General features: G+C 64.0%; 11 protein-coding genes. 1 reads left to right on the forward strand and 10 read right to left on the reverse strand.

Annotated elements, in window-relative coordinates; all coding sequences use genetic code 11:
• Positions 1–194: 194 nt before the first annotated feature.
• The 7 genes from HY019_RS10650 to HY019_RS10680 form a co-directional block, all read right to left on the reverse strand.
• Positions 195–968: an enoyl-CoA hydratase gene (locus HY019_RS10650; protein ID WP_290691815.1), complete on the reverse strand. Its 774-nt coding sequence runs from the start codon at positions 966–968 to the stop codon at positions 195–197.
• A gap of 207 nt (positions 969–1,175) precedes the next feature.
• Positions 1,176–2,528: a pectin acetylesterase-family hydrolase gene (locus HY019_RS10655; RefSeq protein WP_290691817.1), complete on the reverse strand. Its 1,353-nt coding sequence runs from the start codon at positions 2,526–2,528 to the stop codon at positions 1,176–1,178.
• A gap of 148 nt (positions 2,529–2,676) precedes the next feature.
• Complete coding sequence (locus tag HY019_RS10660) at positions 2,677–3,543, reverse strand: alpha/beta fold hydrolase (RefSeq protein WP_290691820.1); 867 nt, start codon at positions 3,541–3,543, stop codon at positions 2,677–2,679.
• A 689-nt stretch (positions 3,544–4,232) separates the two neighbouring features.
• Positions 4,233–5,456 (reverse strand): acetyl-CoA C-acyltransferase, encoded by a 1,224-nt coding sequence (locus HY019_RS10665; protein ID WP_290691822.1) that lies wholly within the window; start codon positions 5,454–5,456, stop codon positions 4,233–4,235.
• Positions 5,457–5,474: 18 nt separating this feature from the next.
• Positions 5,475–7,874 carry a 3-hydroxyacyl-CoA dehydrogenase/enoyl-CoA hydratase family protein gene (locus HY019_RS10670; RefSeq protein ID WP_290691824.1) on the reverse strand — a complete coding sequence of 800 codons (2,400 nt, stop codon included), beginning with the start codon at positions 7,872–7,874 and terminating at the stop codon, positions 5,475–5,477.
• A gap of 79 nt (positions 7,875–7,953) precedes the next feature.
• Positions 7,954–9,744 carry an acyl-CoA dehydrogenase C-terminal domain-containing protein gene (locus HY019_RS10675; protein WP_290691826.1) on the reverse strand — a complete coding sequence of 597 codons (1,791 nt, stop codon included), beginning with the start codon at positions 9,742–9,744 and terminating at the stop codon, positions 7,954–7,956.
• 75 nt (positions 9,745–9,819) lie between these two features.
• Positions 9,820–10,569 carry a TetR/AcrR family transcriptional regulator gene (locus HY019_RS10680; RefSeq protein ID WP_290691828.1) on the reverse strand — a complete coding sequence of 250 codons (750 nt, stop codon included), beginning with the start codon at positions 10,567–10,569 and terminating at the stop codon, positions 9,820–9,822.
• Between the two features lie 261 nt (positions 10,570–10,830).
• On the opposite strand from HY019_RS10680, the gene HY019_RS10685 reads away from it, so the two are divergent.
• Entirely contained in the window at positions 10,831–11,397 is a 567-nt protein-coding gene (locus tag HY019_RS10685; RefSeq protein ID WP_290691829.1) for an HNH endonuclease, read from the forward strand.
• 48 nt (positions 11,398–11,445) lie between these two features.
• Here the strand turns inward: HY019_RS10685 and HY019_RS10690 are convergent, their stop codons facing one another.
• The 3 genes from HY019_RS10690 to HY019_RS10700 all read right to left on the reverse strand — a co-directional run bounded on the left by HY019_RS10690 (position 11,446) and on the right by HY019_RS10700 (position 21,530).
• On the reverse strand, positions 11,446–16,395 hold the full coding sequence (locus HY019_RS10690; protein WP_290691830.1) for a calcium-binding protein: 4,950 nt from the start codon (positions 16,393–16,395) through the stop codon (positions 11,446–11,448).
• A gap of 184 nt (positions 16,396–16,579) precedes the next feature.
• Positions 16,580–20,725, reverse strand: coding sequence for a calcium-binding protein (locus HY019_RS10695; RefSeq protein WP_290691835.1), 4,146 nt, complete (start codon positions 20,723–20,725; stop codon positions 16,580–16,582).
• 199 nt (positions 20,726–20,924) lie between these two features.
• Positions 20,925–21,530 carry a TetR/AcrR family transcriptional regulator gene (locus HY019_RS10700; protein WP_290691839.1) on the reverse strand — a complete coding sequence of 202 codons (606 nt, stop codon included), beginning with the start codon at positions 21,528–21,530 and terminating at the stop codon, positions 20,925–20,927.
• Positions 21,531–21,575: the final 45 nt, after the last annotated feature.

Below are 21,575 nucleotides of genomic sequence, written 5' to 3' on the forward strand. Positions count from 1 at the left end.
CCCGCCAAGGCCCCGCAACAGAGCCAGAGCGGCCACCGCACGCTGCGCCACGCCCGAACGACAACGATCAGGCGCGACCAACCGGCAGCATGCCGGTGCCACGAACCAGACTCACGAACAGCCATCTCGGACGCTTCCCCATTTGCTCTCAGCACAGCGGCGTGTCCTGAAAGCCTTATGGAGCCATTATGTCCTCAACACTTCGAGAAATCGGGCTTGCGCTTTTCCATCACGGCACTGATCGCCTCCTTGGCAGCCGGGCCTTGCAGCAGCTGGCCGAAGTGCTTGAGCTCCTCGGTCATCACCGGCGCCAGTTGCGTCTGGGACATCTTCATCAGCGACTTGGTCACACGCAGCGACGCAGCCGGCTTGGCAGCCAGCTTGGCGGCTTGTGCCTGGGCATAACCGTTCACCTCATGCGGCGGCAGGATGCGGTTGATCAGGCCCATCTCCAGCGCCTCTTCAGCGTAGAAGGCCTCGCCCAGCATCAGCTTTTCAGCGGCCTTGGGGTAGCCGATGATCTGCGGCAGCAGCAGGCTGGCACCGGCCTCGGGGCACAGGCCCAGGTTCACGAAAGGCAGGCTGAAGGCGGCGTTGTCACCGGCGTAGACCAGGTCGCAATGCAGCAGCAGCGTGGTGCCGATGCCCACAGCCGGGCCGGCCACGGCCGCCACGATGGGCTTGGGGAAGTCGCGGATCGCGTTGAGGAAACGCACCACGGGCGCCACCTCGCCACCGGGCTTGCTGACGGGCGGGTTGTTGAGGAAGTCGGCCAGGTCATTGCCTGCCGTGAAGATCTCGACGGCGCCCTGGATCACGGCCACGCGGATGCTGTCGTCGCCCGTGGCGGCTTCCAGCTCGTCGGCCAGGCGGCTGTACATCGCCGTCGTGATCGCGTTTTTCTTGTCCAGGCGGTTGAAGGTCAGCGTCAACACACCGGCTTCACGGTGTTGCAGGATCTCGCTCATGGGCCACAGTCTCCAGGTTCTTTTCGGGTTCTCAAAGAAGCCTGAATTAGACGCCAGATTCGGGGGGTTTGGGCGACAGTGGCAGGACAGGATCGGCGACAAATGACAAAGGCCCGGCAATCACCGGGCCCGCTTAACACGCTTGGTCATTCGCGCTGCGCAATGCGCTGTGCGCGATGTGAAAATCAAAGCCCGATCACAGACCGATCACAGACCCAAGAGCGAATACAGCGCGTTGCTGATCCAGCTGAACAAGGCGATGCCTTCGGCGTTCTGCACCGTGCGTTGGGTTTCGTAGGCACGCATCACCGGCTTGCTCGTGTCCAGCAGGTTGTCGACGAAGGCGCCCACATCGGGCAGGTTGGCCTCCTTGATGCCCGTGCCGCTGAAGGTGGCCGTGGTCAGCGTGTGCGACTTGAGGAAGTCGCGGCCATAGGGCACGTAGTAGCCCGTGTTGCTGTAAGGCTTCATGGCGTTGACCCAGGTGCCCACTTCCTTGACCCACTTGGCGTTGAGCAGTTCGTCGCGCTTGGCGCCGGCCGGCACCGCCGCGATCTCGGGGTAGAACTTGGTGTACGAGAAGGACGAGAAGATCGCATCGCGCTGGAACACGGCGTAACCCAGGCGGTCTTGCGGGAAGACCTTGGCCAGGCCGGTGGTCAGGCTGCCCAGGTTGTCCACCGTGCCCGCAGTCGGGAAGGTGGCGATCATCTTGGAGGCCAGGCCGTTGTCACCATCCAGACCCCAGGCCGTGCGGATCTTGTTGTGCAGCAGCACCGAGGGGGCCTCTTCGGGCGTGGCGTTGCGGTCCACCTGGAACAAGGGGCCGGAGTCACCCAGCAAGGCCGATTGTTTGGGCTGGTCAGCCAGGCGGATCAGCCCATACATGGCCGTGGCCCCCACGCCGCCCGCCGAGAAGCCGGTCACCAGCAGCTTGTCCTGCTTGGGCAGGTAGCGGCCTACCCAGTTGGCAATGGCCTCGCCGTTCTTGAAACCGCGGTGGTAGTAGGTGATGGGCGCGCTCGGGTCGGCATCGCCATACACGGCCGTCTTGTTGCCGGTGTGCACGTCACCTGTGCAGTAGGGCGCATAGATGATGTTCCAGCTCTGCGTCTGCACCTTTTGCAGCGGGTGCGTGCGCGAGGTGAAGGGTGTGATCAGGCCGCCCAGCGCCAGGCCGGTGCTCATGTAGTTCGTGGGGATGCCCTTGTAGTTCGTGGCCCCCAGCACGCCGTCCTTCATCTGGCAGGCGTTCTGCTCCCAGCAGGCCCCGCCACCTTCGAACACGATCACGGTCTTGGCCATGTTGGCCGCGTTGGTCGTGCGGTTGACGAAGAAGCGATAGGGTGTGCCGTTGCCGCAGCTCGCGCCAGATTCGGCCGGGGCCTCGATGGCTTCCCACTTGTTGAAGCTGGCGGGCGCAGGGCCCACATTGCCGCTGGTATTGGGCGTCCAGGGGGTGGCGGCGGCCCAGGCCGAGGAGGCTGAAGCGGCAGCGAAGGCGGCGGCAAAAACGGCGGCGATGGCGCTCAGGCCGAAATGCCCAACTTGGCGTTGCATGACGTTGCTCCGTGGTGGTCACGCTCGCCACCATGGCAATCCATGGAAAAGGGATCAGAGCGTCACCGAATGAATTGGTGGTGCATTGTGGCGATTCGCTTAACGCGCAACATCGGTGCAAACGTCATAGCCTGAACAGGGGGCCGCGTTATCCCGCAGGGGCTTTCCCCGTCAACCAGCCCAGGGCCATGGGCCACAGGCGCTCGGCCGAGGTGGCCTTGAACAGCCCGAAGTGCCCGATCTGCTTCATGCCCAGTTGATGCGGGTGCAGGTGCTCGAAGCGCACCGGCGCCTTTTCATACAGGCGGTAGAGCTTGCGGATGCCGGCCGGCTGCAGCAACTCATCGTCATCGAGCACCACGGCCGTGATGGGCACCTCTACCCGCGCGTAACGGGCGCGCAAGGCTGGGCCCTCGGCACCCAGGTAATCGGGGTGCAGACACCATTTGCGCCACTGCCACATGGCGGCGGCGGGCAAGTCCCCCACCGCGCCCAGGCGTTTGCCGGGGAAGTAGCCCGCCACCCCGATGGCCACAGGCGCCAGCACCCACCACAGCAGCGGCGCCTGCAGGCGCACCGCCGGCGCATTGAGGCGCCAATAGCCATTGCCGCTGGCCACGGTCAACACACGCTCGAAGCGCTCAGGCTGGTCCAGCCAGCCGAAGAGCTGCCCGCCCAGGCTGTGGCCCAGGTAGGTACGTGGCACATCGGGCCAGCGCGCGCAGAAGGCGTCCACCACGGCGGGCAGGTCCTGGGTGGCCCAGTCGGTGATGCTGGCCTTGTAGCCTCGCAAGCGCGGCGGCGCAGACTCGCCCGTGCCACGCCAGTCAAAGCTCATGACGGCCACGCCTTGTGTGCTCAGCCATTGGGCGAAAGCCTCGTAAAAGCGCTGGGGCACACCCATGGCCGAGGTGATCAGCACGGCGCGCTGCACCGGCCTGTCTGGCGTGTCGGGCGCATAGACGCGTGCGGCCAGATGATGGCCATCGCTGGTGAGGAGACGCAGTGCTTCCATTCTTTGCTCGGCTTGGTTGGGTGCTGGTGGTGAGGTTCTAGGTGGCGTGATAGGTGGGCTGTGGCTTTGCTGGGTATTTTTTGGCGGGGTTGGCGGTGGAGCGAGACCAGGGTGACGGGGTGGGCGTTCTCCGGGCTCGACGCGGGGCACGACCGAGCTTGGTCAGCATCACCCCTTGAAGGCCAGCCAAGCTGTTCACCAGTCAGGACACCGCGAATGATCCCTTCGCCCACCCACCCCATCCCCCCGGTCCAGCAGCATGGGGGCGCGCCAAAAAGACACCCAGCAAAGCCAGGCGGTGGCGTGAGTTGGAGGGTATGGGGGCGGCTTGCCGCCCCCATACCCTCTCTCGCCCAACCTCGGTGTGTCGCGGGCTGGTGGCGATGTGTGCATGCGAAGGGATCATTCGCGGTGTCCTGGCTCTCAAGCTACCTGGCTCGTGTTCAAGAGGTGGTAGCTGCGGGGCTCGGTCGTACCCCGCGTCGAGCCCGGAGCAGGCACACATCGCCACCAGCCCAGTGCTCACACCGTCACCCACCACCCAACCAAAACCTCGCCAAAACCCCTCAACTCAACAAAGCGCACCAACAAAAAAGCCCGCAAGGATCACTCCATGCGGGCTTCTTGTTCAAACAGCCATCAATCAGACCTCTACAAGCGCCTGATCAACAGCATGCTTGAGCCGACCATCACAGGCTGTCGACGCGCTCGAAGATGCCAGCAGCACCTTGGCCGGTACCGATGCACATCGTGACCATGCCGTACTTGCCGCCCGTGCGACGCAGACCGTGCACCACGGTTGCAGCACGGATGGCGCCGGTCGCACCCAGGGGGTGACCCAGGGCGATCGCACCGCCCATCGGGTTCACCTTGGCGCGGTCCAGCACGTGGCCCTTGCTGTCCAGGTCCTTCAGCACAGCCAGAGATTGCGCAGCGAACGCTTCGTTCAGCTCAACCCAGTCCATGTCCGAAGCCTTCAGGCCAGCGTATTCCAGGGCCTTGGGGATGGCTTCGATCGGGCCAATACCCATGATTTCAGGCGGCACGCCCTTCACAGCGAAAGCCACGAACTTGGCCAGCGGCTTCAGACCGTACTTCTCGCAAGCTTCCTTGGAAGCCAGGATCAGGCAGCCAGCGCCGTCAGACGTCTGCGACGAGTTACCGGCCGTGACCGAACCCTTGGCAGCGAACACGGGACGCAGCTTGGCCAGGCCTTCCACGGACGTGTCAGGACGGGCGCCTTCGTCGCGGGTGATCGTCTTCTTGGTGATCGTCACTTCGCCTGTTTCCAGGTTGGGTGTGCGCACTTCGATTTCGATCGGCGTGGTTTCAGCGTCGAACCAGCCAGCTTGTTGAGCGGCAATGGCACGGCGGTGCGATTCTGTGGCGAAAGCGTCCTGCTCTTCGCGGGTCACCTTCCACTGCTCGGCCACCTTCTCGGCGGTCATGCCCATGCCGTAGGCGATACCGACGTTCTCGTCCAGGTCAACGACCTTGGGGTTGAACGAAGGCTTGGAGCCGCCCATGGGCACCATGGACATCGATTCCACGCCACCGGCGATCATGACTTCGGCTTCGCCCACACGGATGCGGTCGGCAGCGATCGACACGGCAGTGATACCGGCCGCGCAGAAGCGGTTCACGGTGGCACCGGCCACGGTCTTGGGCAGGCCAGACAGCAGCGTGGCGATCTTGGCCACGTTCATGCCTTGTTCGCCTTCAGGCATCGCGCAGCCAACGATGGCGTCTTCGATGGCAGCAGGGTCCAGCGTGGGAACCTGGCTGAGGGCGTTCTTGATGGTGGCGACCAGCAGATCGTCAGGACGGGTGTTCTTGAACACACCACGGCCAGACTTGCCGATCGGGGTACGGGTGGCGGCAACGACGTAAACGTCGCGGAGTTGCTTAGACATAGATTTGTCTCCGATCGATCAGTTGCGGACAGGCTTGCCGGTTGACAGCATGCCCATGATGCGTTCTTGCGTCTTGGGGTTGTCCAGCAGCGTGCAGAAGTGCTTGCGCTCCAGGGCGTGCAGGTATTCCTCGCTCACCAGGGTGCCGCCATCGACGTCACCGCCGGTCAGCACATCGGCGATGCAAGAGCTGATGTAGTAGTCGTGGGCGGAGATGAAACCACCGTCACGCATGTTGATCAGCGACGACTGCAGCGTGGCCTTCACGTTGCGGCCTGCCACAGCGAACTGCTTCTTGGCAGGGGCGCGGTAGCCGGACTCGAACATGGCCTTGGCTTGGGCGATGGCCACATACAGGACTTCGTCCTTGTTGGGCACAACGATGTCGCTGTCCAGCAGGTAGCCGAACTTGCGCGCTTCGATGGCAGAGGTGGCCACCTTGGCCATGGCGGCTGCCTGGAAGCCTTCCTTGACGAAGCCCATCAGTTCGGCGCCGACCATGCCGGACACGCCCTTGGAGGCTTCGACTTGTTCAGCCGCACGGCGAGCCAGGTAAGCCAGGCCACCGCCGCCGGGGATCAGGCCCACGCCGACTTCAACCAGACCCACATAGGTTTCCATGGCGGCCACGCGCTTGGCAGCGTGCACAGCCAGCTCGCAACCACCACCCAGGGCCAGGCCGTGCATCGCTGCAACGGTCGGCACATTGGAGTAGCGCAGCGACAGCATGAAGTCCTGCAGTTGCTTCTCGAACGGGGCGATGGCCTTGCCACCACCGCTCATGAAGGCGGGCATCATGGATTGCAGGTCGGCACCAGCAGAGAAGGGGCCGTCTTGCGTCCAGATGACCATGCCCTTGTAGCCGGCTTCAGCGATTTCCAGACCCTTGGCCAGGCCAGCGGTCACTTCGGCACTGATGGTGTGCATCTTGGACTTGATCGAAGCGATGACCACTTCGTCGTCCAGGGTCCACAGGCGGATGGCGGCGTCTTCGAACAGGGTCTTGCCAGCGGTGGCGGCGTTCGGGGCTTGCGAGCCCAGCACGTTTTCACGGAAGGCTTGACGCTTGTAGACGGGCAGATCACGGATCGGCACGTACTTGCTGGTCTTGGGCGACCACGAACCTTCGGCGGTGTGCACACCGTCGCGGCCGTCGAACACCCAGGCGGGCAGCGGGGCCTTCGACAGGGCCTTGCCCGCGTCGATGTCGGCCTTGACCCATTCAGCCACTTGCTTCCAGCCGGCTTCTTGCCAGATCTCGAACGGGCCTTGCTTCATGCCGAAGCCCCAACGCATGGCGAAGTCCACTTCACGAGCGGATTCGGCGATCGATTCCAGCGTGACAGCGGCGTAGTGGAAGGCGTTGCGCAGCAGGGCCCAGATGAACTGGGCTTGCGGGTGAGCGGACTCACGCAGGGCCTTCAGACGCTCTGCAGCAGGCTTGCGCAGGATGTCGGTGACTTCCTTGTCAGCCTTGCCGCCAGCGGGCACGTACTCGCCGGTTTCAGCGTTGAACTGAAGGATGGCCTTGCCTTCCTTCTTGAAGAAACCAGCCTTGGTCTTCTGACCAAAGTTGCCCAGGGCCAGCAGCTTGTCCAGCGCCACAGGGTTGGCGAAGCAGCTGTTGAACGGGTCGTCCTTGGCGCCGTTTTGCAGGGTCTTGATGACGTGCGCCATCGTGTCCAGACCCACCACGTCGGCGGTGCGGAAGGTGGCCGACGAAGCGCGGCCCATCTTCTTGCCGGTCAGGTCGTCGACGATGTCGTAGCCCAGGCCCGAACGCTCGACTTCGCGGAAGGTCAGCATCATGCCGGCCACGCCCACGCGGTTGGCGATGAAGTTGGGGGTGTCGTAAGCACGGACCACGCCCTTGCCCACCACGGATGCCGAGAAGGTCTCCAGCTTGTCGACCACGTCAGGCGCGGTGAACTCGGTGGGGATCAGTTCCAGCAGGAACATGTAGCGGGGAGGGTTGAAGAAGTGGATGCCCAGGAAGCGCGAACGCAGCTGCTCGGGCAACACATTGGCCATCGCGGTGATGGACAGGCCGGAGGTGTTGGTGGCCAGGATGGCCTTGTCATTCACGAAAGGCGCGATCTTCTTGTACAGATCTTCCTTCCAGTCCAGACGCTCGGCGATGGCTTCGATGATCAGGTCGCAACCGCGCAGCTCTTCGAGGTGCTCTTCGTAGTTGGCTTGCTGGATCAGCGCAGCGTCTTCGGTCACGCCCAGGGGCGAAGGCTTGAGCTTCTTCAGGCCTTCGACAGCCTTGGTCACGATGCCGTTCTTGGGGCCTTCCTTGGCGGGCAGGTCGAACAAAACGACCGGCACCTTGCAGTTGACCAGGTGGGCCGCGATCTGGGCGCCCATGACGCCGGCGCCGAGCACGGCAACCTTGCGCACATTGAATTGACTCATGTTCTCTCCTAGCAGAACTTGGGAAATGGAGATGGAAAAGGGAGGCTGCAAAACAACCTCCCTTTGAACGGCCTGTTGATTAGAACAGGGCCTCGTCCATTTCCATCAGGGGCTTCAGACCGGCCTTGGCCGTGACCATCAGGGTCTCGACTTCAGGCAGCAGCTTGGCGAAGTAGAAGCGGGCCGTGGCCAGCTTGGCGATGTAGAACTTGTCGCCGGAAGCTTGCTTCTCCAGGGCGATCTTGGCCATGCGGGCGAAGAAGTACGAGTAGACCAGGTGGCCGACCACGCGCAGGTAATCCACAGCAGCAGCGCCGACTTCGTCGGGGTTCTGCATGCCCTTCATGCCGATTTCCATGGTGAAGGCTTGCACCTTCTGGCCCAGGTCAGCCAGGGGCTTGGTGAACTCTTGCATCGCTTCGTTGTCGGCGTTTTCCTTGACGAAACGGCCAACCAGCTTGCCGAACTTGGTCAGCTTGGCGCCAGCGTCGCCCAGCACCTTGCGGCCCAGCAGGTCCAGCGATTGCACGGTGTTCGTGCCTTCGTAGATCATGTTGATGCGCGCGTCACGCACGAATTGCTCCATGCCCCACTCGTGGATGAAGCCGTGGCCGCCGTAGACCTGCTGGCAATGCGTCGTGGCATCCCAGGCGTTGTCGGTGATGAAGGCCTTCACGATAGGCGTCAGCAGGGCGACGGTGTCGTCGGATTCCTTGCGGACGGCTTCGTCAGGGTGGTTGTGCGCCTTGTCCAGCTCGATGGCCGTGAAGTACACCAGGGCGCGGGCGCCTTCAGCCCAGGCACGGGCGGTCAGCAGCATCTTGCGCACATCAGGGTGCACGATGATGGGGTCGGCAGCCAGGTCAGGACGCTTGGGACCCGACAGGGCACGCATCTGCACGCGGTCCTTGGCGTAGTTCACAGCGTTTTCGTACGCGACTTGGGTCAGGCCCAGGGACTGGTTGCCCACGCCCAGGCGCGCGCCGTTCATCATCACGAACATGGCGGGCAGACCGCGGTGAGGCTGGCCCACCAGGGTGCCGATGGCGTCTTCCAGAACGATCTGGGCTGTGGCGTTGCCGTGGATGCCCATCTTGTGCTCCAGGCCGGCGCAGAAGATGCCATTGCGCGAACCCAGCGAACCGTCGGCGTTCACGTTGAACTTGGGCACCACGAACAGGGAGATGCCCTTGGAGCCAGCAGGTGCGTCAGGCAGGCGAGCCAGCACCAGGTGGACGATGTTCTCGGCCATGTCGTGTTCACCAGCCGAGATGAAGATCTTGGCGCCGGTGATCTTGTAGGTGCCGTCAGCTTGAGGCTCGGCCTTGGTGCGCAGCAGGCCCAGGTCGGTACCGCAATGGGGCTCGGTCAGGCACATGGTGCCGGTCCACTCGCCGGAGGTCAGCTTGGGCAGGTACAGCTTCTTTTGAGCGTCGGTACCGTGGGCTTCCAGGGCGGCGTGGGCACCGTGGCTCAGGCCAGGGTACATGGTCCAGGCCTGGTTGGCCGAGTTGTTCATTTCATAGATGGCCTGGTTGATCAGCTGAGGCATGCCTTGGCCGCCCCACTCCGGATCGGCGCTCAGGCCGGACCAACCGTTTTCGGTGTACTGCTTGTACGCGTCCTTGAAGCCATCCGGGGTCTTGACTTCGTGGGTTTCCTTGTTCAGCACGCAACCTTGGGCGTCGCCGACCAGGTTCAGGGGGGCCAGCACCTTGGAGGCGAACTTGCCGCCTTCTTCCAGCACTGCGTTGACGGTGTCTTCGTCCAGATCGGCGTAGGCCGGAATCTGCTTCAGTTCGTCAACAGCGCCCAGCAGTTCGTGCATCACGAATTGCATGTCGCGCAGTGGGGGGTTATAGGAAGGCATCGTGAAGCTCCTCGGTCAGAAATACGCGTTGAACAATTGAGAAACCTGATCCAGGTGGCCAGGCGACAGGGGGGATCAAACAGACGTCAGGGGTGCGGTCTGTGCGACCGAGCCCCCGACAGTAGGCGGGCCCGAAGGCCCGACCGCTCCAGACGACATCGGCGCACCCAGCGTGTAGTACTGGATGAGACGCTCGAACGCCGTGCGAGCCCGATCAATCGCATCCGGCGAGCGCAGAAAACGCGCGTCGTGGTGGAGCGACAGGATCAGGCCATGGATCTCGAACTGCATTTGCATCGGGTCGGTGTCGGCACGCAGGTGGCCCATATCGATGGCCATGCGGATCGCACGCACCAGTGACCCGTGCCAGGTCACGACCATGCCGGCGAGCGCATCGCGCACGGGGCCCGGACGGTCGTCGAATTCAACCGCACCGCTGATGTAAATGCAACCAGAATCGATTTCGGTGGCCACCTTGGCCACCCAGTTGTCAAAAAGGGCACGCAAACGCGCCAGACCCCGGGGCTGGCGGATGGCCGGCATGAAGACTTCTTCTTCAAAGCGCTCGTGGTATTCCCGGATGACGGAAATCTGCAACTCCTCGCGCGAGCCGAAGTGGGCGAACACGCCGGACTTGCTCATGCCGGTGACTTCGGCCAGGGCGCCAATCGACAAACCCTCGATGCCCATCTGGGAGGCCAGGTTCAGCGCGGCCTCCAGGATGGTGGCCCGGGTCTGCTGGCCCTTGTGCGCGCCACGCCCACGCTCACGCACCACCTCGGGGGCGGGTTTGGCGTCTTGGGGCAGCAAATCGGACAAAGGCATTCCTCGGAATAAAACGAACGGTCGTGCTATTTTGCAAAAAAAGATGACAGCTGTGTGAGCTTTCCCAAACTTTTTTTTGTGGCATTTCTCCCATCTCGCTGCATCGCGCGTCAGCCATGCCTGCCACCGGCCAATCAGCCTAGGTAGTCACCCTGGGTGTTGCCATGTGGCCGCGAGAAACCGGTCACCCTGCACTCAAATGGTTGAGAAAGTCATGCAAGCTGCACTATCCTGTGCTCATCATCGCCTTGTGAGGGCTGTATGGACGTGCTGCAACTTGACGTGTCAGGCCGTCCGCAGGCTTGGCTGTCAGCCAAGGAAGCGGCGGTTCTGTATGCCAGCAACGGTGTCGCGTGGACGCTGGGGGATCCCTTTATCGTGCTGCGCGGCGGGATCCAGCGCCGCACGGGGCAACAGTCCCGGCTCGAGCTGCACCCCATCGTGGCCGTGCATGGCGCCATGCCCAGCCGCGCCTGGCGCCAGCAGCCTGCCCTGTCCAACCCCAAGCTGTTTGCCCGCGACCGCCAGTTCTGCGCGTACTGCGGCGGGCGGTTCCACTTTGATGACCTCACGCGCGAGCACATCGTGCCCACATCACGTGGCGGGCACGATACCTGGATGAACTGCATCACGGCCTGCCGCAGCTGCAATGGCCGCAAGGGCAACCGCACGCTCAACGAGCTGGGCTGGTCGATGTACTACCTGCCTTATGTGCCCAGCCTGCACGAGGACATGATCCTGCGTGGCCGGCGCATCGTGGCCGACCAGATGGAGTTTCTGCTCGCCAGCGTGCCGGCGCACAGCCGGCTGAGGACAGCGCTCAGTTGATGACCATGTGGGCGCGCCGAGCCGGACTGGCCTGGCGCGCACACCGACTCACGTCCAGTTGGCAGCGATCACACTGTTGAGTGCCGTCTGGTAGTTGGCAGGCAAGGTGGTCTGGCCCGCGGCAGGTGGGGTGAAGCTGGCCATGGCATTGACCAGGTTCTGCACATTGGCGGCCGACAGCGTCTTGGCATTGCCGCCAGCCACGATGGACTCCACCTGGTAGAGCCCGCCCAGGTACCAGCTGTTGATGGTGACCTTGTCGGTGGTGCCGATGACGCTGACCACCAGGTCGTTGCCCGATTTGGCCAGCCAGACCTGATCGGCATTGATGGCACCATCAAGCAGCAGTTGATCCTGGTTGCCCACGGTCCCGTCCGAGTCGTAGATGGTGTCGGCGCCATCACCACGCTGGAAGTGGTAGGTGTCGTTGCCGATCGAGCCATACAGGCTGTCATTGCCCAGGCCGCCGTAGATCGTGTCGTTGCCGCTGTAGCCAAAGAGCTTGTCGTTGCCACCATAGCCATACAGGGTGTTGGCGCGGTTGTTGCCGGCCATCAGGTTGCTGCCGTCGTTGCCATAGGCCGTGCGCGCAAGGTAGCTCTGCATGTACAGGCGCTCGACGTTGTCGGCCATCTTGATGCCATCACCATAGGCCCAGATCTGGTCGAGCCCGCCACCGGCCTGCTCGATCACGGTGTCGGTGTTGTCGGTGAGGTAGTAGTAGTCGTCGCCTGCGCCGCCTTCAAGCGTGTCGACGCCGTCATCACCGTAGATGAAGTCCAGCCCGTCACCACCCTTGAGGTAGTTCTTGCCGGTGTTGCCCGTCAGGTCGCAACCGGTGTTGTTGGACGTGGCGTTGATGTCGGATGTACCCGTGAGCACCAGCGCTTCGACGTTGTCAGGAGCCGTGTAGCTCACGGAAGACAGGATGGCGTCGTAGCTGATGGCGCTGTCGGCCTCGAGCTTTTCGACCACCACGTCAGCCGTGTTGTCGACGATATAGGTGTCGTCTTCCGTGCCGCCCACCATGGTGTCGGCGCCCAGGCCGCCATCGATGGTGTCGAGGCCGGCATCACCCACGAGGTAGTCGTTGCCAGCCAGGCCTTGCAGGTTGTCGGCACCCAGGCCGCCGTCGATCAGGTCTTCGCCGCCGGTGCCGGTCAGCGAATCGTCGCTGGCGGTGAGCTTGCGGCCCACCGTGCCGGCATCCCAGGCCCAGCCATTGGCAAACTGGATGGCCAGGCGATCTGCCAGTGCGCGGTTGAAGTAGCCCTGCACGAGCACGCTGTCGGTGGTGCCGGCGATCTGCAGCAGCAGGTCGGCCGTGCCGGGTGTGCTCACCTGGATCTCGTTGGGCAACACATCGGCGCCGAAGATCAGGCGGTCTTGCGTACCGGCGGCATCGGAGGCATCGGCCTGGACCGTGTCCTGGCCATCGCCGCGGCCAAAGAGGTAGGTGTCGTTGCCTTGGCCGCCGCCCATCCAGTCGTTGCCGGTATCGCCATAGAGGGTGTCGTCGCCTTCCATGCCGGCGATCACGTCGTCGCCCTGGCCACCGTCAAAGGATTCGGCGGGCGGCTGGCCCCACAGGCCGTCGCCGGACACGGCCAGCTTGGTGTCGATGGCGTCGCCTGTCCAGTAGCTGCCATCGGCAAAGCGCACGGTAACGCGGTCGGCCGCAGCAGGTGTGAAGTAGCTGTCGATGTAGATCTGGTCGCTGCCACCGCGCAGGGCGATCAGCAGGGCGCCCGATGCGTTGGACACGTCGACATCGGCCATGGTGATGCCGGCGCCCAGCTCCAGCACGTCGCCGCTGGTGGCGTTGACGATGTGGTCGGTGCCGTCGCCGCGGCCGAAGAAGTAGGTGTCCTGCCCTGCCCCGCCGTCGAGCTGGTCGTTGCCGGCGTCGCCGTACAGGGTATCGTTGCCGGCGCCCGCGTTGATGGTGTCGTCACCCAGGCCGCCGTCGATCACCTCGGCGGCAGCGGTGCCGGCCAGGGTGCCGGAGGTCGCGCTCAGCTTGCGGCCGATGAGGGTGTCGTCCCAGCTGCCGCCTTCGAGGAACTCCACGCGCAGGCGGTCAGCCACGGCCACGTTGAAGTAGTTCTGCACCAGCACGCTGTCGCGGTCCTTGCCACCCTTGATGGTGAGCAGCAGGTCGCTGCCGGACTGGGCGACGTCCACGTCGGCCATGTTGATGCCGTGCGCCAGGCGCAGGGTGTCCACGACGCCGGCGGAAGCGGCTGCGCCGGCCACCACGGTGTCGGCGCCATCGCCGCGGCCGAACAGATAGGTGTCGGCACCATTGCCACCGTCGAGGACGTCGGCGCCAGCATCGCCGTACAGCGTGTCGTTGCCATCGCTGCCAGTCAGGGTGTCGGCACCCAGGCCGCCCTCTTGCCAGTCGTCGCCGGTGGTGACGGCGGCGCCATTACCCGAGCCGGTCAGGTTGTGGTCCACGGCCAGGCCATCGAGCGTGAGGCCATCGGTGAAGCGGATGACCGGGCGGTTGGCCGCGGTGATGTCGAAGTAGCCTTGCAAGGTGGCGCGGTCTTGCGTACCGCGGATGGCCACGAGCAGGTCCGAACCATTGCGGCTGAGGTCCAGGTCGCTGACGTTGACATCGGCACCCAGCTTCAAGGTGTCGCCGCCGGCATTGACGCCGCCAACCACGATGGTGTCGCGGCCATCGCTGCGCCCGAAGATGATGGTGTCGGAGCCGCCACCGCCGTCGATCCAGTCGGTGCCACCATCGCCGTAGAGCGTGTCGTCACCGGAGGCGCCGGTCAGGGTGTCCTGGCCGCCACCGCCATCGAGCACATTGGAGCCCGGCAGGCCGGTGAGGGCCTCGTTGAAGGATTGGCGCTTGCGTTGCAGGTCGTCAGCGCCCCAGCTGCTGCCGTCGTCAAAGAGCACGGTCACGCGGTAGCTGCTGGTGTCGTTGAAGTAGCCCGTCATGCGCAGCGTGTCGTTGCTGCCGTGCAGGCGGATGAGCATGTCGCCCTGGTCTTCGAGCACGTCGACATCGGCCATGGTGATGCCCGAGCCCATCTGGATGGCGTCCGACACGCTGGTGTCTGCGCTGGCGGTGGCGTTGAGGGTGTCCTGCCCGTCACCCCAGCCGAAGTAGTAGGTGTTGTGGCCGATGCCGCCATTGAGCTGGTCGTTGCCGGCATCGCCGTACAGCACGTCGTCGCCGTCGGAGCCGTTGAGGATGTCGTCACCCAGGCCACCATCGAGCGTGTCGGCCGCGGCGGTGCCGGTCAAGGTGTCGTTGCTGCTGGTGATCTTGCGGCCCACGGCGCTCGAGTCCAGGCTGACGCCGTCGGCAAAGTCGATGCGCAGGCGTTCGGCGGCCGTGATGCCAAAGTAGTTGACCACGCGCACGCTGTCCTTGCCGCCGCGCAGCGCCACCAGCAGGTCGTTGCCGCTCTGGCTGAGGTCCACATCGGTCATGGCAATGCCATGGCCCAGGCGCAGGCTGTCGACCTTGCCGGACGTGGCGGCGCCCGCCACCACGCTGTCCTGGCCATCGCCCCAGCCAAAGAGGTAGGTGTCGGCACCGGTGCCGCCATCCAGGCTGTCGCGGCCCGCATCGCCATAGAGCGTGTCGCTGCCTGCGCCACCGGTGACGGTGTCATTGCCAAAAGTGCCATCCAGCCAATCGTCTGTGGCGGTACCGGCCAGCGACACGCCGGTGGTGGTGAGCTTGCGCGTGATGGTGGCCGCGTCCCAGCTCAGGCCGTTTTCAAAGCGGATGGTGGGGCGATTGGCCTGACTGGCCACGAAGTAGTTCTGCAGCTTGACGCTGTCGCCACCGCCGCGCACGTTGAGGATCAGGTCGTTGCCGCTTTGCACCACGGCCACATCGCTGACGTCCATGGCGGCCGACAGCAGCAGCTGGTCGCCCACGCTGTTGACGTTGTCCACCACGATGGTGTCCTGGCCGTCGCCACGGCCGAACAGGAAGGTATCGGCACCGGCACCACCGTCGAGGTAGTCGTTGCCGGCCGCGCCGTACAAGGTGTCGTTGCCGCCTGCGCCGTTGAGGGTGTCCTGGCCCAGGCCGCCGTCATACGAGTCGTTGCCCGAGGTGCCGACGTAGCTGTCGGCCTGCGACGAGGTCTTGCGCAGGAAGGCGGCCATGTCCCAGCTGCTGCCATCGGCGAACTGGGCGGTGAAGTTGTACTGGCTGGGGCCCGAGAGGTAGTCCTGCACGCGCACGGTGTCGGTGCTGCCGCGCAAGGACATGACCAGGTCGCCAAAATCATTGGAGACGCTGATGTCGGCCATGGTGATGCCATAGCCAAAGCGCAGGGTGTCGGACTGGCCCGCGCCTGCCGAGGTGGGCGAGATCACCAGGGTGTCCTGGTCGTCTCCCCAGCCGAAGAAGTAGGTGTTGGCGCCCAGGTCGCCGACCAGCACATCGTTGCCGGTGTCGCCATAGAGCGTGTCGTTGCCGGCATCGCCGTTGAGCAGGTCGTCGCCCGCGCCGCCGTCGTACAGGTCGTTGCCGGTGGTGCCCGCGTAGGAGTCCTCGGACGCCGTCAGCTTGCGGTTGATGGCGGCCAGGTCCCAGCTGGTGCCGTCGGCAAAGTCGAACACCATCTTGCCGGCGTCGGAGCCGCTGGCAAAGCCTTGCACGTAGATGCTGTCGCGCCCGTTCTTGAACTTGAGCACCAGGTTGGCGGTGTTGGTCGGGTCCAGGCTGACGTCGATGTCGGCCATGTTGATGCCGGCGCCGAATTTGACGTGGTCGGCGTTGGACGCCAGCAGCCCGCCGCTGGAGACGATGGTGTCCTGCCCGTCGCCCACGTTGAAGTAGTAGAGGTCAGCGCCACTGCCGCCATCGATGAAGTCGTTGCCGGTGTCGCCATACAGGGCGTCCACGCCCGCTGCGCCGGTGATGCTGTCGTTGCCCGCACCGCCGTGGATGGTGTCATTGCTGCTGGTGCCGGTCAGGGTGTCGTCGCCGGACGTGCCTGTGATGCTTGCCATGTGTCTCTCTCAGTGCCTGTGGTGCAGTGGGCACGACGCACCCGCTTCGATGCGAATCGTGCAATGAGACATGTTTATAGGAGTTTGGCGGCGTGTGCCCTCCCCGCACTTGCCCCTAGGCCAGGACGAACGGGCGACAGCCCCCCCCGACACAGGGGGGCTCTACAACCCTGACTGGGCGCGGTCAGGCCCAGTTGGCGGCGATCACGCCGTTCAGGGCCGTGCTGTAGTTGCTCGGCAGGGTGGTCTGACCTTGCGCAGGCGGGGTGAAGCTGGCCATGGCGTTGACCAGGTTCTGCACATTGGCGGCCGACAGCGTCTTGCCATTGCCCCCGGCCACGATGGACTCCACCTGGTAGAGCCCGCCCAGGTACCAGCTGTTGATGGTGACCTTGTCGGTGGTGCCGATGACGCTGACCACCAGGTCGTTGCCGGACTTGGCCAGCCAGACCTGGTCGGCCTTGATGGCGCCATCGAGCAGCAGCTTGTCCTGGTTGCCCGCGGTCGTGTCCAGGTCGTAGACGGTGTCGGCGCCATCACCTCGTTGGAAGTGATAGGTGTCGTTGCCGATCGAGCCGTACAGGCTGTCATTGCCCAGGCCGCCGTAGATCGTGTCGTCACCGCTGTAGCCAAACAGCTTGTCATTGCCACCGTTGCCGTACAGGGTGTTGGCGCGGTTGTTGCCGGCCATCAGGTTGTTGCCCTCGTTGCCGTAAGCCGTGCGCGCCAGGTAGCTTTGCATGTACAGGCGCTCGACGTTGTCGGCCATCTTGATGCCATCACCATAGGCCCAGATCTGATCGAGCCCGCCACCGGCCTGCTCGATCACGGTGTCGGTGTTGTCGGTGAGGTAGTAGTAGTCGTCGCCTGCGCCGCCTTCAAGCGTGTCGACGCCGTCATCACCGTAGATGAAGTCCAGGCCGTCACCCCCCTTGAGGTCGTTGTTGCCGGTGTTGCCGGTGAGGTCGCAGCCGGTGTTGTTGGCGGTGGCGTTGATGTCGGCGCTGCCGGTGAGCACCAGGGCTTCGACGTTGTCGGGTGCGGTGTAGCTCACGGAAGACAGGATGGTGTCGTAGCTGAAGGCGCTGTCGGCCTCGATCTTTTCGATCACGACATCAGCCGAGTTGTCGACGATATAGGTGTCATCGTCTGCGCCGCCCGCCATCGTGTCGGCGCCCAGGCCGCCGTCGAGGTGGTCCAGGCCGGCATCGCCGTCCAGGAAGTCGTCACCAGCCAGGCCCAGCAAGGTGTCATTGCCCAAACCACCTTCCAACGCTTCGGGCGTGTCGGTGCCTGTCAGCTGGTCGTCCCAAGGCTCGACTTTGCGCTTGACCTCGTCGTACGTCCATTGCCAGCCATCGGCAAAGGCGATGTTCACGAACTGGTCCATGTAGCCGCCGAAGTAGTTCTGAAGCAGCACCTCGTCCGTGCTGTCCTTGAGCTTCAAGAACAGGTCACCACCTTGCCTGGTCACGGCCACGTCCGCCATGGAAATGCCAGCATCAAAGCGCAAGGTGTCGGCGCCCCCTGTGGGGTAGCCATAATCGGCCACCACGGTGTCCTGGCCATCTCCTCGGCCAAACAGGTAAGTGTCGGCACCTTGGCTGCCGGTCAGGACGTCGCGGCCGGCTGCGCCATACAGCGTGTCATCACCTTCCATGCCGTTGAGCTGGTCATCGCCGCGGCTGCCCACCATCATCTCTGACTGCGGCGTACCGTACTGGTAAGTGCCGTAGGCATTGAGCAAACTGTCTACGCCCTTGCCATTGAGGCTGCTGCCGTCGGCAAAGGTGATCAATGGGCGTTGCTCAAACGGCAAGCTGACGTAGCTGACCAGGGTCACGCTGTCGCTGCTGCCTTGCACCTGAAGCAACAGGTCACTGTTTTGCACGCTCAGATCCAGGTCACCCAAAGTGATGCCGGCACCAAAGCGCAAGGTGTCGGTGATGCCTGGGGCATCCCCCCAGCCGGCCATGACCGTGTCCTGGCCATCGCCACGGCCGAACAGATAAGTGTCGGCGCCTTGGCCTCCATCGAGGACATCACGCCCGGCAGCACCGTACAGCGTGTCGTCGCCCTCCATGCCGTTGAGCTGGTCATCCCCACGGCTGCCCACCAGCATCTCGGATTGCGGCGCGCCAAACTGGTAGATGCCACTGGCGTAGATCAGGTTGTCCACGCCCATGCCGTCGAGGCTGCTGCCATCGGCAAAGGCGATGAGCGGGCGGCGGTCGAAGGGCTGGCCAAAGTAGTTGCTCAACGTGACCGCGTCACTGCTGCCTCGCAGCTTGAGCAACAGATCGCCGCCTTGCACAGAGAGGTCCATATCGGCGATGCCGATACCCGAACCCAGGCGCAAGGTATCAGTGACGCCAGGCGCATCGCCCCAGCCGGCCATCACCGTGTCCTGCCCGTCACCACGGCCAAACAGGTAGGTGTCCGCACCCTGGCCGCCGTCCAGAAAGTCGCGCCCGGCAGCGCCGTATAGCGTGTCGTCACCTTCCATGCCGATGAGCTGGTCATCGCCACGGCTGCCCACCAGCATCTCGGATTGCGTTGTGCCGAACTGGGAAATGGTATTGCCCCAGACCAGGTTGTCCACGCCCATGCCGTTGAGGCTGCTGCCATCGGCAAAGGTGATCAGCGGACGGCGGTCAAACGATACGCCGAAGTAATTGGCCAGCGTCACGCTGCCACTGCTGCCACGCAGCTTGAGCAAGAGGTCGCTGCCGTTCTGGGCGCTGAGGGCCACGTCGGTGATGCTGATGCCCGCACCCAGGCGCAAGGTGTCGCTGGTGCCGGGGGTGTCACCATAGCCGCTGTAGGCCACCACCGTGTCCTGCCCGTCACCACGGCCAAACAGGTAGGTGTCGGCACCTTGGCCGCCGTCCATGATGTCGCGGCCAGCGTCGCCGTACAGCGTGTCATCACCCTCCATGCCGTTGAGCTGGTCATCCCCGCGGCTGCCCACCACCATCTCTGACTGCGGCGTACCGTATTGATACGTGCTGTAGCCATTGACCAGGTTGTCCACGCTCATGCCATTGAGGCTGCTGCCGTCAGCAAAGGCGATCAGCAGGCGCTGATCGAAAGGCCAGCCGAAGTAGCCAGCCAGTGTCACGCTGTCGCTGCTGCCTTGCAGCTTGAGCAGCAGGTCATTGCCATTCTGGACGCTGAGGGCCACATTGGCCAGGCTGATGCCCGAACCCAGGCGCAAGGTATCGATCACACCCGGAGGCTCGCCATAGCCGCTGTTGGCCATCACGGTGTCCTGGCCATCGCCTCGGCCGAACAGATACGTATCAGCGCCTTGGTCGCCGTCCATGAAGTCGCGGCCCGTTGCCCCGTACAGGGTGTCGTCGCCTTCCATGCCGATGAGCTGGTCATCGCCACGGCTGCCCACCAGCATCTCCGCTTGTGGTGTGCCAACCTGGTAAGTACCGTAGGCATTGACCAGCGTGTCCACGCTGGTCACGTTGAGGCTGCTGCCGTCGGCAAAGGCAATCAGAGGGCGTTGCTCGTAGGGCATGCTGAAGTAGCCTGCCAGCGTCACGCTGTCGCTGCTGCCACGCAGCTTGAGCAGGAGGTCGCTGCCGTTCTGGGCGCTGAGGGTCACGTCGGTGAGGCTGATGCCGTACCCCAGGCGCAAGGTATCGCTGGTGCCGAGGTCGCCACCATAGCCGCTGTAGGCCATCACGGTGTCCTGCCCGTCACCACGGCCAAACAGGTAGGTGTCGGCGCCCTGGCCGCCTTCCATGATGTCGCGCCCAGCGTCGCCGTACAACGTGTCATCACCCTCCATGCCGTTGAGTTGGTCGTCGCCACGGCTGCCCACCACCGTCTCCGACTGCGGTGTACCGTACTGGTACGTGCCATAGGCGTTGACCAGGTTGTCCACGTTCATGCCATTGAGGCTGCTGCCATCGGCAAAGGCGATGAGCGGGCGCAGGTCGAAGGGCTGGTTGAAGTAATTCGCCAGCGTCACGCTGTCACTGCTGCCTTGCAGCTTGAGCAGAAGGTCGCTGCCGTTCTGGATGCTGAGGGCCACATCGGCCAGGCTGATGCCCGCACCCAAACGCAAGGTATCGGCGATGCCGGGGGCGTTACCCCAGCCACCTACCACGGTGTCCTGGCCATCGCCGCGGCCAAACAGGTAGGTGTCGGCGCCTTCCCCACCATCCAGAAAATCGCGGCCGGCATCACCTGACAAGGTGTCCTGGCCGGTGTCCCCGATCAGTTGATCGTCCCCGGCGCCACCGAGCATATGGTCGTCACCCGAAGTACCGCTCAAAAAATCCGCACCATCCGTACCTTGAATGAGATTGGCCATGCTGGCTCCCCTGTGTTTGATTGTGTGGGTGACAGGGGGCGCCGTTCACCGGTCTTCTTGCGCCCTGTCTTCATGTTCGGTTCGCACGCGCGCCTGTGCCTGAACACCGCACCGCGCGCAAAACACCGGGCAGCATATCAATATGGGAAATGAGGGCAAAGCCCCGCCTTGGGTGGGCCGCGCGCCCTGGCCAGGCGTGTCAGCGGCGCGACAACCCGTCAAAGGTGGTCGACAAAACCCATTCGATGATCTGCTCGTGGGCGTGGCCACCCGCCTTGAGCACCCCCAGCACCGGGTCGCAGGCGCGGGCAAACAAGGTGTAGAGCACCACCTCGGCGGGCACGGACGGGGTCAGCAAGCCTTGCGACTGGGCCTCGCCGATCCAGGCGCCCAGTCGCTCGCTCACGGCAATCAGCTGGGTCATGTAGTCCATGTCGTTGACCAGGGCGGCGCGCAGGCTGGAGTTCTGCGCCGGCAAGGAGGGCATTTCACCGGCCAGTTGCACCTCCATGGTCCAGCGGGTCACGGCCTTGAGGCGGCTGAGCGCGTCGACATGGTCTTCCTGGGCGACCTGATCGAGCAGGGCCATGGCCCGCGTCAGCAGGCGTTTCATGGCGGCGCCAGCCAGCGCTTCCTTGGAGTCGAAGTGCTTGTAGAGGCTGGCCTTGGCGATGCCGACTTCGGCCGCCACGGCGTCCACCGTCATCAGGTCAAAGCCTTTTTCTGCCAGCAAGCGGTTGACGGCATCGATGATGGCGTCTTCACGCGCCTTGAGAACCTGCTGCTTGAACGGGAGTCTGGCCATGGCGCATTGTAGAAGGCCTGGCGAGGCTGCTCGGCCGGCCAGGCG

Source organism: Aquabacterium sp. (assembly GCF_016195855.1).
GTDB lineage: Bacteria > Pseudomonadota > Gammaproteobacteria > Burkholderiales > Burkholderiaceae_C > Aquabacterium.